Genomic DNA, 13,517 nt, shown 5'->3' with positions numbered 1-13,517 from the left:
CATGAGTCAAAATAAACTTTACCCGGTTGTGATGGCGGGTGGCTCTGGTAGTCGGTTGTGGCCGCTGTCCCGCGTGCTCTATCCAAAGCAGTTCCTCTGCCTGAAAGGGGAACTCACTATGCTGCAAACCACGGTGTCGCGCCTGAACGGCGTGGAGTGCGAAAGCCCGGTGGTGATTTGCAACGAGCAGCACCGTTTTATCGTCGCGGAACAGCTGCGTCAGCTGAACAAACTGACTGAAAATATCATTCTTGAACCGGCTGGGCGTAATACCGCACCGGCCATCGCGCTTGCCGCACTAGCGGCACAACGCAGCAGCCCGGATTGCGACCCGATGATGCTGGTGCTGGCGGCGGACCACGTTATCCAGCAGGAAGATGCCTTCCGCGAGGCGGTTCGTGCCGCGATCCCTTACGCTGAAAGCGGCAAACTGGTGACCTTCGGTATCGTGCCGGATCTGCCAGAAACTGGCTATGGCTACATTCGTCGTGGTGATGTGACGCCGGGCGAAGGCGATAGCGTGGCGTTTAACGTGGCGCAGTTTGTCGAAAAACCGAATCTTGATACTGCCCAGGCGTATGTGGCCAGCGGTGAGTATTACTGGAACAGCGGCATGTTCCTGTTCCGCGCGGGACGTTATCTGGAAGAGCTGCAAAAGTATCGCCCGGATATTCTGAGCGCCTGCGAAAAAGCGATGGCCGTTGTTGACCCGGATCTCGACTTTATCCGCGTGGATGAAGCGTCATTCCTCGCCTGTCCTGAAGAGTCTGTCGATTACGCGGTGATGGAGCGCACGGCGGATGCCGTTGTGGTTCCAATGGACGCTGGCTGGAGCGATGTGGGGTCCTGGTCTTCCCTGTGGGAAATCAGCGCACACACGCCGGAAGGCAACGTGCATCACGGCGATGTGATCAGCCATAAAACCGAAAATAGCTATGTTTACGCCGAGTCTGGTCTCGTGACTACGGTGGGCGTGAAAGATTTGGTTGTCGTCCAGACCAAAGATGCGGTGTTGATTGCCGATCGCAATTCAGTACAGGACGTCAAAAAAGTGGTCGAGCAGATCAAAGCCGATGGCCGTCATGAGCACCACATTCACCGCGAAGTCTATCGTCCTTGGGGCAAATATGACTCCATCGACTCAGGCGATCGTTATCAGGTCAAACGCATTACCGTGAAACCGGGCGAAGGGTTGTCGGTGCAAATGCATCATCACCGGGCCGAGCACTGGGTTGTGGTGGCGGGAACCGCAAAAGTGACGATTGACGGCGACGTTAAACTGCTCGGTGAAAACGAATCTATTTATATCCCGTTGGGTGCGAAGCACTGTCTGGAAAACCCAGGGAAAATTCCTCTCGATCTGATTGAAGTGCGTTCCGGCTCGTATCTCGAAGATGACGACATTGTGCGTTTTGAGGACCGCTACGGCCGGGTTTAGCGCTAACTGGCCTCTTTCGCGCGGCAGATGAGCTGCAACGCGAAATCGAAGGGTTATTCAATTTAAAAATAAAATCTCCTGAACAGGAGAGGGCCGACTGTTGCCTGAAAAAGGGGTCATCATGGAAAAGTTAACCTGTTTTAAAGCCTACGATATTCGCGGCAAGCTGGGCGAAGAGCTGAATGAAGACATCGCGTGGCGCATTGGCCGCGCGTACGGCGAATATGTAAAACCAAAAACAATTGTGCTGGGCGGCGATGTGCGCCTGACCAGCGAGGCGCTCAAGCTGGCGCTGGCAAAAGGGTTGCAGGACGCAGGCGTGGATGTGCTGGATATCGGCCTGTCCGGAACCGAAGAGATTTATTTCGCCACCTTCCATCTGGGCGTTGACGGTGGGATTGAAGTGACCGCCAGTCATAACCCGATGGACTACAACGGGATGAAGCTGGTGCGGGAGGGCGCTCGCCCGGTGAGTGGTGATACGGGTCTGCGTGACGTGCAGCGTCTGGCGGAAGCGAACGACTTCCCGCCGATCAATGAAGCGAAACGCGGCAGCTACACACAAATCGACCCGCGCAAAGCGTACATCGACCATCTGCTCGGCTACATCAACGTTGAGAATCTCAAACCGCTGAAGCTGGTGATTAACTCCGGCAACGGCGCGGCGGGCCCGGTGGTTGATGCGCTGGAAGCCCGCTTTAAAGCCCTGAATGTTCCTGTCACCTTTATCAAAGTCCACAACACGCCGGACGGCAATTTCCCGAACGGCATCCCGAATCCACTGCTGCCGGAATGCCGCGCGGATACCCGCAACGCGGTGATTGAGCACGGTGCGGACATGGGCATCGCCTTTGACGGCGATTTCGACCGCTGCTTCCTGTTCGACGAGAAAGGCCAGTTTATCGAAGGCTATTACATCGTCGGTCTGCTGGCTGAAGCGTTCCTCGAGAAAAATCCGGGGGCGAAAATCATTCACGATCCGCGTCTGTCGTGGAACACGGTTGACGTCGTGAGCGCCGCAGGCGGCCAGCCGGTGATGTCGAAAACCGGTCACGCGTTCATCAAAGAGCGTATGCGCCAGGAAGATGCCATCTACGGCGGTGAGATGAGTGCTCACCACTACTTCCGCGATTTTGCCTACTGCGACAGCGGGATGATCCCGTGGCTGCTGGTGACGGAGCTGCTGTGTCTGAAAGGCCAGACGCTGGGTGAGCTGGTGCGTGACCGAATGGCGGCGTTCCCGGCGAGTGGCGAGATCAACAGCAAACTGGAAAATCCTGCTGACGCGATTGCCCGCGTGGAGCAGCATTTTGCGCCGCAGGCGCTGGAAATAGACCACACCGACGGGATCAGCATGGCGTTCCCGGAGTGGCGCTTCAATTTGCGTTCGTCGAATACGGAACCCGTTGTGCGTCTTAACGTGGAGTCACGGGCCGACACGGCGCTGATGGAGGCGCGAACACAGGACATTCTGGCGCTGTTGAAACAGTAATCCTTGCCCCCTTCCGCTGGAAGGGGGACCCGATAACAGGACCAACGATGACAAATCTAAAAAAGCGCGAGCGAGCCAAAACGAATGCATCGTTAATTTCTATGGTGCAGCGTTTTTCTGACATCACCATCATGTTCGGTGGGCTGTGGGTGGTATGTAAGTTCAGCGGGCTGCCGTTTTTATACATGCACCTGTTGATGGCGCTGATTGCGCTAGTGGTATTCCAGATGATCGGCGGCATGACGGATTTTTACCGTTCGTGGCGCGGCGTAAAACTCACCACAGAATTGATGCTCTTGCTGCAAAACTGGACGCTGAGCCTGATTTTCAGCGCCGGTCTGGTGGCTTTTAACAGCGATTTTGATAACAGCTTTGTGACCTATCCGAGTTGGTATCTGCTCACCAGCGTTGGGTTAGTGGTTTGTCGAACGCTGATCCGCTTTGGTGCGGGCTGGCTGCGTAATCGCGGGTATAACAAGCGCTTTGTCGCCGTCGCGGGTGATTTGCCAGTCGGACTGGCGCTGCTGGACAGCTTTCGCAAAGAACCCTGGCTGGGGCTGGACGTGGTGGGTGTTTATCACGATGCAAAACCTGGCGGTGTGCCGTCTGAATGGGCGGGCAATATCGAACAGCTGGTTGAAGATGCGCGTGCCGGGAAAATCCACAACGTCTATATCGCGATGCCGATGAGCGAGGAAAGCACCATCCGTAACCTGATGCGCGAACTGGCTGATACCACCTGCTCGGTGAGCCTCATTCCTGACGTGTTTACCTTCAACATTTTGCATTCCCGCATTGAAGAAGTTAACGGTGTGCCGGTGGTCCCGCTGTACGACACGCCGCTTTCCGGCATTAACCGTGTCCTGAAGCGTCTGGAAGATATCGTGCTCGCTACGCTGATTTTACTGCTCATTTCCCCGGTACTGTGCGGGATTGCGCTGGCGGTCAAAATCAGCTCGCCTGGCCCGATTATCTTCCGCCAGACTCGCTACGGAATGGACGGCAAACCGATCAAAGTGTGGAAGTTCCGTTCCATGAAAGTGATGGAAAATGACAGTGTGGTGACTCAGGCGACGCAGAACGATCCGCGTGTTACTCGCGTGGGGAACTTCCTGCGCCGAAGCTCGCTGGATGAGCTGCCGCAGTTCATCAACGTGCTGACCGGTGGGATGTCGATTGTCGGGCCGCGTCCGCATGCGGTGGCGCACAACGAACAGTATCGCGCGTTGATTGAGGGCTACATGCTGCGCCACAAAGTGAAACCAGGCATTACTGGCTGGGCGCAGATCAACGGCTGGCGCGGTGAAACGGACACCCTGGAAAAAATGGAAAAACGCATTGAGTTCGATCTGGAATACATCCGCGAGTGGAGCGTCTGGTTCGATATCAAAATCGTTTTCCTGACCATCTTTAAGGGCTTTGTGAATAAAGCGGCTTATTAAATGCCTTCCTCACCAGGCGACTTTGCTTGCCATGTTGAACCAGGGCCGTGCTCAAAATCCTCACGTACTCCGTGTACGCGCCGGTTTTTGTGCTCTGTTCGTGTTCAATCTGGCTGCGCCAGTAACGCCTTTGAGAAAGGTATGAAGGAACAGTCATGAGCTTACGTGAAAAAACCATCAGCGGCGCTAAGTGGTCGGCTATTGCCACGGTGATTATCATCGGCCTCGGGCTGGTGCAGATGACCGTGCTGGCGCGCATTATTGATAATCATCAGTTTGGTCTGTTGACCATCTCGCTGGTGATTATCGCCCTGGCCGATACGCTGTCGGATTTTGGTATCGCCAATTCAATTATCCAGCGCAAAGAAATTAGCCACCTTGAACTGACCACGCTTTACTGGCTGAACGTTGGGCTGGGGATTGCGGTCTGCGTTACGGTGTTTCTGCTGAGCGGGTTTATTGGCGACGTGCTGAATAACCCCGATCTTGCCCCGCTGATCCGCACGCTTTCGTTTGCCTTTGTGGTGATCCCGCATGGGCAGCAGTTTCGTGCATTGATGCAAAAAGAGCTCGAGTTCAGCAAAATCGGCACGATCGAAACGACCTCGGTACTCGCTGGCTTTACTTTCACCGTGGTGAGTGCGCATTACTGGCCGCTGGCGATGACCGCGATTCTCGGTTATCTGGTCAATACAGCCGTTCGAACCCTGCTGTTCGGCTACTTTGGCCGCAAGATCTATCGCCCGGGATTACATTTCTCGCTGGCGTCAGTGTCTTCTAACCTGCGTTTTGGTGCGTGGCTCACCGCCGATAGCATCATCAATTACGTTAACACCAACCTCTCTACGCTGTTTCTGGCGCGCATTCTCGGTGCCAGCGTGGCGGGGGGGTATAACCTCGCTTACAACGTGGCGGTCGTCCCGCCGATGAAGCTGAACCCCATTATCACCCGCGTGCTATTCCCGGCGTTTGCCAAAATTCAGGACGATACCGAGAAGCTGCGCGTCAATTTCTACAAGCTGCTGTCGGTGGTGGGGATTATTAACTTCCCGGCGCTGCTTGGGCTGATGGTGGTTTCCAATAACTTCGTCCCGCTGGTGTTTGGCGAGAAGTGGAGTGGCATCGTGCCGATTCTGCAATTGCTCTGCGTTGTCGGTTTACTGCGTTCCGTCGGTAATCCGATTGGTTCGCTGCTGATGGCAAAAGCGCGCGTCGACATCAGCTTTAAATTTAATGTGTTCAAAACATTCCTGTTTATTCCGGCCATTGTCGTCGGGGGTCATATGGCGGGCGCGATTGGCGTGACGCTTGGCTTCCTGCTGGTGCAAATCATCAATACCGTTCTGAGCTATTTCGTGATGATCAAGCCCGTGCTTGGTTCCAGCTATCGTCAATACATTCTGAGTTTATGGCTGCCGTTTTACCTGTCGCTGCCGACGCTGGCGGTGAGCTATGGCCTGGGCGTTGTGCTCAATGGCCATCTGCCGCTTAGCGCGCTGCTGGCGACGCAAATTGCCGCCGGTGCGCTGGCCTTTGTAGTGATGATTGTGCTGTCCCGAAATGCGCTGGTGGTCGAAATGAAACGCCAGTTTTGCCGTAGCGAGAAGATGAAAACGCTGCTTCGCGCAGGCTAATTATTTCTCCCTCTCGAGTCGGAGAGGGCTGGGGTGAGGGCACTAGCACTCACCCCATGAATCCAGAACCCCTTTAAGAGGTCATTATGAAATTACTGATTCTTGGCAATCATACTTGTGGCAACCGTGGCGATAGCGCCATTTTACGCGGGTTGCTGGATGCCATTAACACTCTTGAGCCAGAGACTGAAGTCGATGTGATGAGCCGCTATCCGGTGAGTTCATCGTGGTTACTCAATCGTCCAGTGATGGGCGATCCGCTCTACAGCCAGATGAAACAGCATAACAGCGCGGCAGGTGTGATGGGCCGCGTGAAGAAAGTGCTGCGTCGTCGTTATCAGCACCAGGTGTTGCTCTCACGCGTGACCGATACCGGCAAGCTGCGCAATATCGCTATCGCTCAGGGCTTTACCGATTTTGTCCGTTTGCTATCAGGCTATGACGCGATTATTCAGGTCGGCGGGTCGTTCTTTGTCGATCTCTACGGTGTGCCGCAGTTTGAGCACGCGTTGTGTACTTTTATGGCGAAAAAGCCGCTGTATATGATTGGTCACAGCGTAGGGCCGTTCCAGAATCCGCAGTTCAACCAGCTGGCAAATTATGTGTTTGGCCATTGCGATGCGCTGATTCTGCGGGAGTCCGTCAGTCTTGACCTCATGAAACGCAGCGATATCGACACCTCAAAGGTAGAGCACGGCGTGGACACCGCCTGGCTGGTGGATCACCAGGATCAGACTTTCGAGCCGAGCTATGCGGTTCAGCACTGGCTGAATGTGGTCGGACAGCAGAAAACCGTCGCCATTACGCTGCGTGAACTGGCACCGTTTGATAAACGTCTGGGCACGACGCAGGCCGCGTATGAGAAAGCGTTCGCTGAAGTGGTGAATCGCGTGCTCGACAGTGGCTATCAGGTGCTGGCGCTGTCGACCTGTACGGGCATCGACAGTTACAACAAAGATGACCGCATGGTGGCGTTGAATCTGCGCGATCTCGTTAACGATCCGTCGCGCTACCACGTTGTGATGGATGAACTTAACGATTTGGAAATGGGCAAACTCCTTTCCGCCTGCGATTTGACCGTCGGCACGCGTTTGCACTCCGCCATTATTTCGATGAATTTTGGCACGCCAGCCATTGCGATCAATTACGAACACAAATCGGCGGGCATCATGCAGCAGTTGGGGATGCCGGAGATGGCGGTGGATATTCGCCATCTGCTTGACGGCTCGCTAGGGGCGATGGTGGGCGATACGCTGGGGCAACTCCCTGCGATCAACGAACGTCTGGCGGTAGCCGTTAAAGCTGAACGTGAAAACGGAATCGGGATGGTGAAATCCGTGATCGACCGCATCGGGGAGGGGAAATGAAGGTTGGTTTCTTTTTACTGAAATTTCCGCTGTCGTCTGAGACGTTTGTGCTGAACCAAATCACCGCGTTTATCGATATGGGATATGACGTGGAAATTGTCGCCCTGCAAAAGGGCGATACGCAAAACACGCATGCGGCCTGGACGGAATATGGTCTGGAGGCAAAAACCCGTTGGTTGCAGCATGAACCCCAGGGGCGACTGGCGAAACTGCGCTACCGTGCGAGTCAGACGCTGCGCGGAGCCTTCCGCGCGTCGACCTGGAAAGCGCTGAATATTTCCCGTTACGGTTCTGAATCGCGCAATTTGATTCTGTCGTCGATTTGCGGTCAGACAGCCCAGCCGTATCACGCGGATGTCTTTATCGCCCATTTCGGTCCGGCGGGCGTTACCGCCGCGAAACTCCGTGAGCTTGGGGTGATTGATGGCAAAATCGCCACCATTTTCCACGGAATTGATATTTCCAGCCGCGAAGTGCTGAACCATTACACGCCTGAATATCAGCAGCTGTTCCGACGCGGCGATATGATGCTGCCGATCAGCGATCTGTGGGCCGGTCGGTTGAAAAACATGGGCTGTCCCGCCGAGAAAATTACCGTGTCACGGATGGGCGTAGACATGGAACGCTTTACGCAGCGCGCGGTAAAGGTACCGGGCAAGCCACTGCAAATTATCTCCGTTGCGCGACTGACCGAGAAAAAAGGGCTACACGTTGCCATTGAAGCCTGCCGTCAGCTTAAAGCGCGTGGCGTGGATTTCCATTATCGCATTCTCGGAATTGGCCCGTGGGAACGACGCTTGCGCACGCTTATCGAACAATATCAGCTTGAAGGCTACGTCGAGATGCCGGGTTTTAAGCCCAGCCACGAAGTGAAAGCCATGCTCGATGATGCCGACGTGTTTTTACTTCCGTCGGTGACCGGCGCGGATGGCGATATGGAAGGTATCCCCGTTGCGCTGATGGAGGCGATGGCGGTAGGTATTCCGGTGGTGTCGACCGTACACAGCGGGATTCCGGAACTCATCGAACCGGGCCATTCCGGCTGGCTGGTTCCTGAAAATAACGCGCTTGCGCTAGCCGACAGGCTGGCCGCCTTTAGCCATATCGAGCAGCAGGAGTTGGTCCCTGTGTTACGTAATGCGCGACAGAAAGTCGAAGCCGAATTCAATCAGCAGGTAATCAATCGTCAGTTAGCGAGCCTGTTACACACGCTTTAACGCCGAGGAAATATGCTGAAAAAACTCACCCGACGCACTTTTGTTACGTCCTGCACACTGCTGGCCGCCACGCCGTTACTTAACTCTCGCGTGGCGCGCGCTGCTGGCAGCGGGGCGGTCAATATCAGCCAGTATAACCCCAAAGACTGGATTGCCTCTTTTAAGCAGGCTTTCACGGAGAGCGATACCGTTATCGTTCCTGCCGGATTGACCTGCGAAAATATTAACACCGGCATTTTTATTCCCGATGGTAAAACGCTGCTGATTCGCGGCGCGCTGACCGGCAATGGCCGCGGGTGTTTCGTCCTCCAGGAAGGCAGCAAAGTGGTCGGCGAAGGGAAAGGGCGCACTGAAAATATCACCCTGGACGTGCGTGGCTCTGATTGCGTTATCCAGGGGCTTGCGATGAGCGGCTTTGGGCCGGTGACGCAAATCTACATTGGCGGTAAAAAGCCCAGAGTGATGCGCAATCTGCTGATCGACAATATTACCGTTACGCAGGCGAACTATGCGATTTTGCGACAGGGCTTTCACAATCAGGTGGACGGCGCGCGCATAACGAACAGTCGCTTCAGCCATCTGCAGGGTGATGCCATTGAGTGGAACGTGGCCATCAACGACCGTAACATTCTGATTTCTGACCATATTATCGACAACATTAACTGTACAAATGGCAAGATTAACTGGGGTATCGGAATCGGGCTGGCGGGAAGCACCTACGACAATGACTACCCTGAGAAGCAAACCGTCAAAAACTTCGTCGTCGCGAATATTACGGGAAGCAACTGTCGCCAACTCGTTCACGTCGAAAACGGCAAACATTTTATTATCCGCAATGTAAAAGCGAAAAATATCACCCCTGACTTCAGTAAAAAGGCGGGTATCGATAACGCCACGGTGGCCATTTACGGGTGTGATAATTTCATTATTGATGATATCGATATGGTTAATAGTGCAGGGATGTTAATTGGTTACGGAGTGATTAAAGGGGACTATTTGTCGATACCCCAGAACTTTAAACTCAATGACATTCGGCTCGATAACAGTCAGCTTGATTATAAACTGCGCGGCATTCAAATCTCATCCGGCAATGCGACGTCGTTTGTTGCCATCACCAACTTGGAAATGAAACGTGCAACGCTTGAACTGCATAACAAGCCCCAGCATCTCTTTTTGAGAAATATCAATGTGATGCAGGAAGCCGCCATCGGCCCTGCGCTGAAGATGAACTTTGATCTGCGCAAAGATGTGCGTGGCAAATTTATGGCCAAGGACGAAACTCTGCTGTCGCTGGCAAACATCAAAGCCGTGAATGAGAAGGGGCAGAGTTCGGTGGATATCGATAGGGTGGATCAGAAGGTGGTAAATGTGGAGCGCCTGAATTTTAAGCTTCCGAGCAGATAATCACCGTTTTCGCGATTTTGCGATTAATCCGTAGCAAAAATGTGAGCTATTCGGACAACCGCTACTGTAAGTTATGGTTGGAAGGCGTAACATTCATCCAGATATGAACCAAATCTTGCTGGCGAAAACAGGTTTAATAGCTATAATTCTGCAACCATTTTAAGGTGGAAGAAATAATGATTAATTTGAAAGCAGTCATTCCGGTAGCGGGCTTAGGCATGCATATGCTGCCAGCCACAAAAGCGATTCCAAAAGAGATGCTACCGATCGTCGACAAGCCGATGATTCAGTACATCGTTGACGAGATTGTTGCTGCAGGGATCAAAGAAATCGTTCTGGTAACTCATTCCTCTAAGAATGCGGTCGAAAACCACTTTGATACGTCTTACGAACTTGAAGCGCTGCTTGAGCTGCGCGTTAAGCGTCAGCTTCTGGCCGAAGTGCAGTCAATCTGCCCGCCAGGTGTGACCATCATGAACGTTCGCCAGGCGCAGCCGTTGGGTCTGGGACACTCTATTCTTTGTGCTCGTCCTGTTGTCGGTGACAACCCATTCATCGTCGTACTGCCGGATATCATTCTGGATAATGCTTCTGCTGACCCGCTGCGTTACAACTTGGCCGCGATGGTGGCTCGATTTAACGAGACTGGCCGTAGTCAGGTGCTGGCAAAACGCATGAAAGGTGACCTTTCTGAGTACTCTGTTATCCAGACTAAAGAACCGCTGGATTCAGAGGGCCAGGTCAGCCGTATCGTTGAGTTTATTGAAAAACCCGATCAGCCGCAGACGCTGGATTCCGACCTGATGGCTGTTGGCCGTTATGTTCTTAACGCTGATATCTGGGCTGAGCTGGAAAACACCGAACCGGGTGCCTGGGGTCGTGTGCAGCTTACGGATGCAATTGCTCAACTCGCTAAAAAACAGTCGGTTGATGCCATGCTGATGACCGGCGACAGCTACGACTGCGGTAAGAAAATGGGTTATATGCAAGCGTTCGTGAACTACGGGCTGCGTAACCTGAAGGAAGGGCAGAAGTTCCGTAAGAGCATTGAGACTTTGCTGATGAACGATTGATCAAATCTCTCAGTAGAGAGTGATTTATAACCAAGCGGCTTCTCACATTCTGAACATTTCAGCGACTCATGATGTGAACTGCCGCTTTTTGCATTAAAGAACTGTATTAGTAAGTACCTACCTACCTGCTGATTTTGTAGGCAATAATGCTTAGATTTTTGCTTGTTTCCGAATGTGTTTAAGACGACAATTCTAAGACTGTAGTTAACGTTATAAACAGAAGCTGTTGTTTATAACAGGCGTTAAATTGACACAATTTAGCTAAATTTTAGTGCATTGGTAGCTATAAAGCCAAGGGCGGTAGCGTGGTTAAAATGAGTGGTATAAGGCATGAAAATACTCAACGTGCCCTAACTACCCTTCTTGATAGCCTACAAGGTCAGGTTTGTAAGTTTTTTCTCGACGGATAACTTTACGCCATGTCAGCTGTGTAGCAATGGAAATAATATGCATGTGAAAATTAAAAAAAAGATTAATGACTTAGTAAGTATATTCAAACCCATAGCTCTGGGTTTAGAACAGGAAAAAAAAGATGAAATATTAAGACGGCGCGGGATTTATTTGACAGCGATTGCATCATTAATTGCAAAAATAATATCTATGGTTTCCCTTTTTATAACTATACCAGCCACGCTTAATTATCTTGGTAATGAATTATTTGGTGTATGGATGACGTTAAGCTCGCTAATTGCAATGCTTACATTTGCAGATATGGGCATAGGTAATGGAATTATAAATAAGTTATCTGAGTCAATAAATACAAATAATACATCACAGACTCAGAAAATAATAACGAACGCTTTTATATTACTCACGTTTATTGCTGTTGTTATAAATGTTTTGTTTTATATAATATCAAATTATGTAGATTGGAGTCAGTTCTTAAACTTAAGCAAAGATGTTGATCATGATTCAGTTAAGAATGCTTTGCTTGCGTTTGTTTTTTGTTTTGGGTTGAATGTTGTTTTCTCTGCAGTACAACGTATTCAGTTAGCTCACCAGATGGGTTTTATAGCAAGTGTTTGGCAGATTATCGGTAGCTTGACTTCTCTTGGAGTGCTATTTTGGTTCATCCATTATAGATTTGAAATGGCATGGTTGGTCTTCGCTATAGCGGGTGTTCCAGCATTATTTCAATTCTTGAATTTTTTATATTTCTCATTCATTATAAGTAGAAGAAATTATATTCATTTGCAATTCATAAGATTTTCAGAGATGAAATCTCTATTGAGAACCGGTGGGTTCTTTTTTGCTTTACAAATTTCCATGGCTTTAACATATACATCAGATAACATTATTCTAAATGGAATCTTAGGAGCTCAAGCCGTAACTGAATATAGTGTTCACATTCGCTTATTCAGCATTATCCCTATTTTGATGGGGATGGTTTTAATACCGCTATGGCCAGCATATTCTGCAGCCAGAGTGAAGCAGGACATTTACTGGATTAAGAAAACATGGATGAAAAGTATCATCGCAGCTCTAACTGTATCAGTAATCTTGAGTGGTCTAATAATTTTATTTTTACCTTCGATATTCCATTTGTGGTTAAATGATAAGGTTCATCCAATTTATTCATTGGCATACTTGCTAGTTCTGTGGAAAATATTCGAAGCAGTTGGACTAACTGTTAGTTGTTTCCTAAATGGTATGAATCTTATTAAGTCTCAAGCGATTATCGCGGTTGGAACTGCGATAGTCGCTCTAGTAATGAAGATAATACTAGTCAAAACCATTGGATTAAATGGTGTGTTAATTGGAACATTGATTCCATTTGCATTAATAACCTTTTTGCCAACTTTGTTGATTGCAAAGAATTTCTTAAAAAAAGGAAGGTTTCAATGAAAGCATTTCTTGCAAAAATACTTTACAATCCCTATAAGAAAATCAGAAATGATTCCCGCATTAATTTTTCTTCCGGGATTTTAAGTAAAAGCTTTCGGGTACATTTCTTTTGTAAAAATAGCAATGCGCAACTTGTTATTGGAAGAGATTGCATTCTCAAAAATGAAATTATCTTTGAAGGTAGACTTGGCAGTGTTGTTATTGGTGAGAAAACGTTCATCAATAAAGATACAAAAATCATGAGTATAAACAGTATTAAAATCGGAAGCAATGTGACTATGTCGTTTGGGGTTATGATATACGATCATGATTCACATTCTATTGATTATAGAGAAAGACAAAAAGATATAAATAAAATTTTAGATACGCAAAATTTAAACAACGATATCGAGAATAAGGACTGGTCTAGTGTTAATAACTCTCCAATTGTCATTGGAGACAATGTTTGGATAGGTTTTCAGGCTGCTATTTTAAAAGGCGTTACAGTCGGAGATGGGGCTATTATTGCAGCGAAAGCAGTGGTGACCAAAGATGTGCCGGCTTGGAGCATTGTTGCGGGTAATCCTGCAAGAGTAGTGAAAGAGATTCCATTAGAAATGAGGTAT

The 13,517-nt window shown here is 50.2% G+C and carries 9 protein-coding genes and 1 pseudogene; all 10 read left to right on the top strand.

What is annotated here, in order from left to right; all coding sequences use genetic code 11:
* Position 1: 1 nt before the first annotated feature.
* Positions 2-1,438, top strand: a complete 1,437-nt coding sequence (gene cpsB, locus AC07RN_RS08055; protein ID WP_015959662.1) for a mannose-1-phosphate guanyltransferase — start codon at positions 2-4, stop codon at positions 1,436-1,438.
* A gap of 121 nt (positions 1,439-1,559) precedes the next feature.
* Positions 1,560-2,930: a colanic acid biosynthesis phosphomannomutase CpsG gene (gene cpsG / locus AC07RN_RS08050; protein ID WP_478336069.1), complete on the top strand. Its 1,371-nt coding sequence runs from the start codon at positions 1,560-1,562 to the stop codon at positions 2,928-2,930.
* A 47-nt stretch (positions 2,931-2,977) separates the two neighbouring features.
* Complete coding sequence (gene wcaJ, locus AC07RN_RS08045) at positions 2,978-4,372, top strand: undecaprenyl-phosphate glucose phosphotransferase (protein ID WP_015959660.1); 1,395 nt, start codon at positions 2,978-2,980, stop codon at positions 4,370-4,372.
* A gap of 155 nt (positions 4,373-4,527) precedes the next feature.
* Entirely contained in the window at positions 4,528-6,006 is a 1,479-nt protein-coding gene (gene wzxC, locus AC07RN_RS08040) for a colanic acid undecaprenyl disphosphate flippase WzxC (RefSeq protein ID WP_235133651.1), read from the top strand.
* A gap of 86 nt (positions 6,007-6,092) precedes the next feature.
* A complete protein-coding gene (wcaK, locus tag AC07RN_RS08035; protein WP_478336068.1) occupies positions 6,093-7,373 on the top strand; it encodes a colanic acid biosynthesis pyruvyl transferase WcaK in 1,281 nt (426 codons plus the stop codon).
* Positions 7,370-8,590: a colanic acid biosynthesis glycosyltransferase WcaL gene (gene wcaL / locus AC07RN_RS08030; protein WP_015959657.1), complete on the top strand. Its 1,221-nt coding sequence runs from the start codon at positions 7,370-7,372 to the stop codon at positions 8,588-8,590. Before wcaK ends, wcaL begins: the two co-directional genes overlap by 4 nt.
* Before the next feature lie 12 nt (positions 8,591-8,602).
* Positions 8,603-9,994: a colanic acid biosynthesis protein WcaM gene (wcaM, locus tag AC07RN_RS08025; protein ID WP_478336067.1), complete on the top strand. Its 1,392-nt coding sequence runs from the start codon at positions 8,603-8,605 to the stop codon at positions 9,992-9,994.
* Between the two features lie 176 nt (positions 9,995-10,170).
* Positions 10,171-11,067, top strand: coding sequence for a GalU regulator GalF (galF, locus tag AC07RN_RS08020; RefSeq protein WP_478336066.1), 897 nt, complete (start codon positions 10,171-10,173; stop codon positions 11,065-11,067).
* A 453-nt stretch (positions 11,068-11,520) separates the two neighbouring features.
* Entirely contained in the window at positions 11,521-12,912 is a 1,392-nt protein-coding gene (locus tag AC07RN_RS08015; protein WP_478336065.1) for a lipopolysaccharide biosynthesis protein, read from the top strand.
* 428 nt (positions 12,913-13,340) lie between these two features.
* Positions 13,341-13,517 (top strand): annotated as a pseudogene (locus AC07RN_RS08010) (DapH/DapD/GlmU-related protein); the annotation flags it as partial.

The sequence above is a fragment of the Lelliottia sp. GFLA7 genome (assembly GCF_056490165.1).
The sequence above is the reverse complement of the archived record's forward strand: the minus strand, read 5'-3'. Positions and strand labels throughout refer to the sequence as shown.

Bases quoted from the DNA above. Each gene is read 5' to 3' on its own strand.
- cpsB (WP_015959662.1), top strand. From the start codon at position 2: ATGAGTCAAAATAAACTTTACCCGGTTGTGATGGCGGGTGGCTCTGGT.
- cpsG (WP_478336069.1), top strand. From the start codon at position 1,560: ATGGAAAAGTTAACCTGTTTTAAAGCCTACGATATTCGCGGCAAGCTG.
- wcaJ (WP_015959660.1), top strand. From the start codon at position 2,978: ATGACAAATCTAAAAAAGCGCGAGCGAGCCAAAACGAATGCATCGTTA.
- wzxC (WP_235133651.1), top strand. From the start codon at position 4,528: ATGAGCTTACGTGAAAAAACCATCAGCGGCGCTAAGTGGTCGGCTATT.
- wcaK (WP_478336068.1), top strand. From the start codon at position 6,093: ATGAAATTACTGATTCTTGGCAATCATACTTGTGGCAACCGTGGCGAT.
- wcaL (WP_015959657.1), top strand. From the start codon at position 7,370: ATGAAGGTTGGTTTCTTTTTACTGAAATTTCCGCTGTCGTCTGAGACG.
- wcaM (WP_478336067.1), top strand. From the start codon at position 8,603: ATGCTGAAAAAACTCACCCGACGCACTTTTGTTACGTCCTGCACACTG.
- galF (WP_478336066.1), top strand. From the start codon at position 10,171: ATGATTAATTTGAAAGCAGTCATTCCGGTAGCGGGCTTAGGCATGCAT.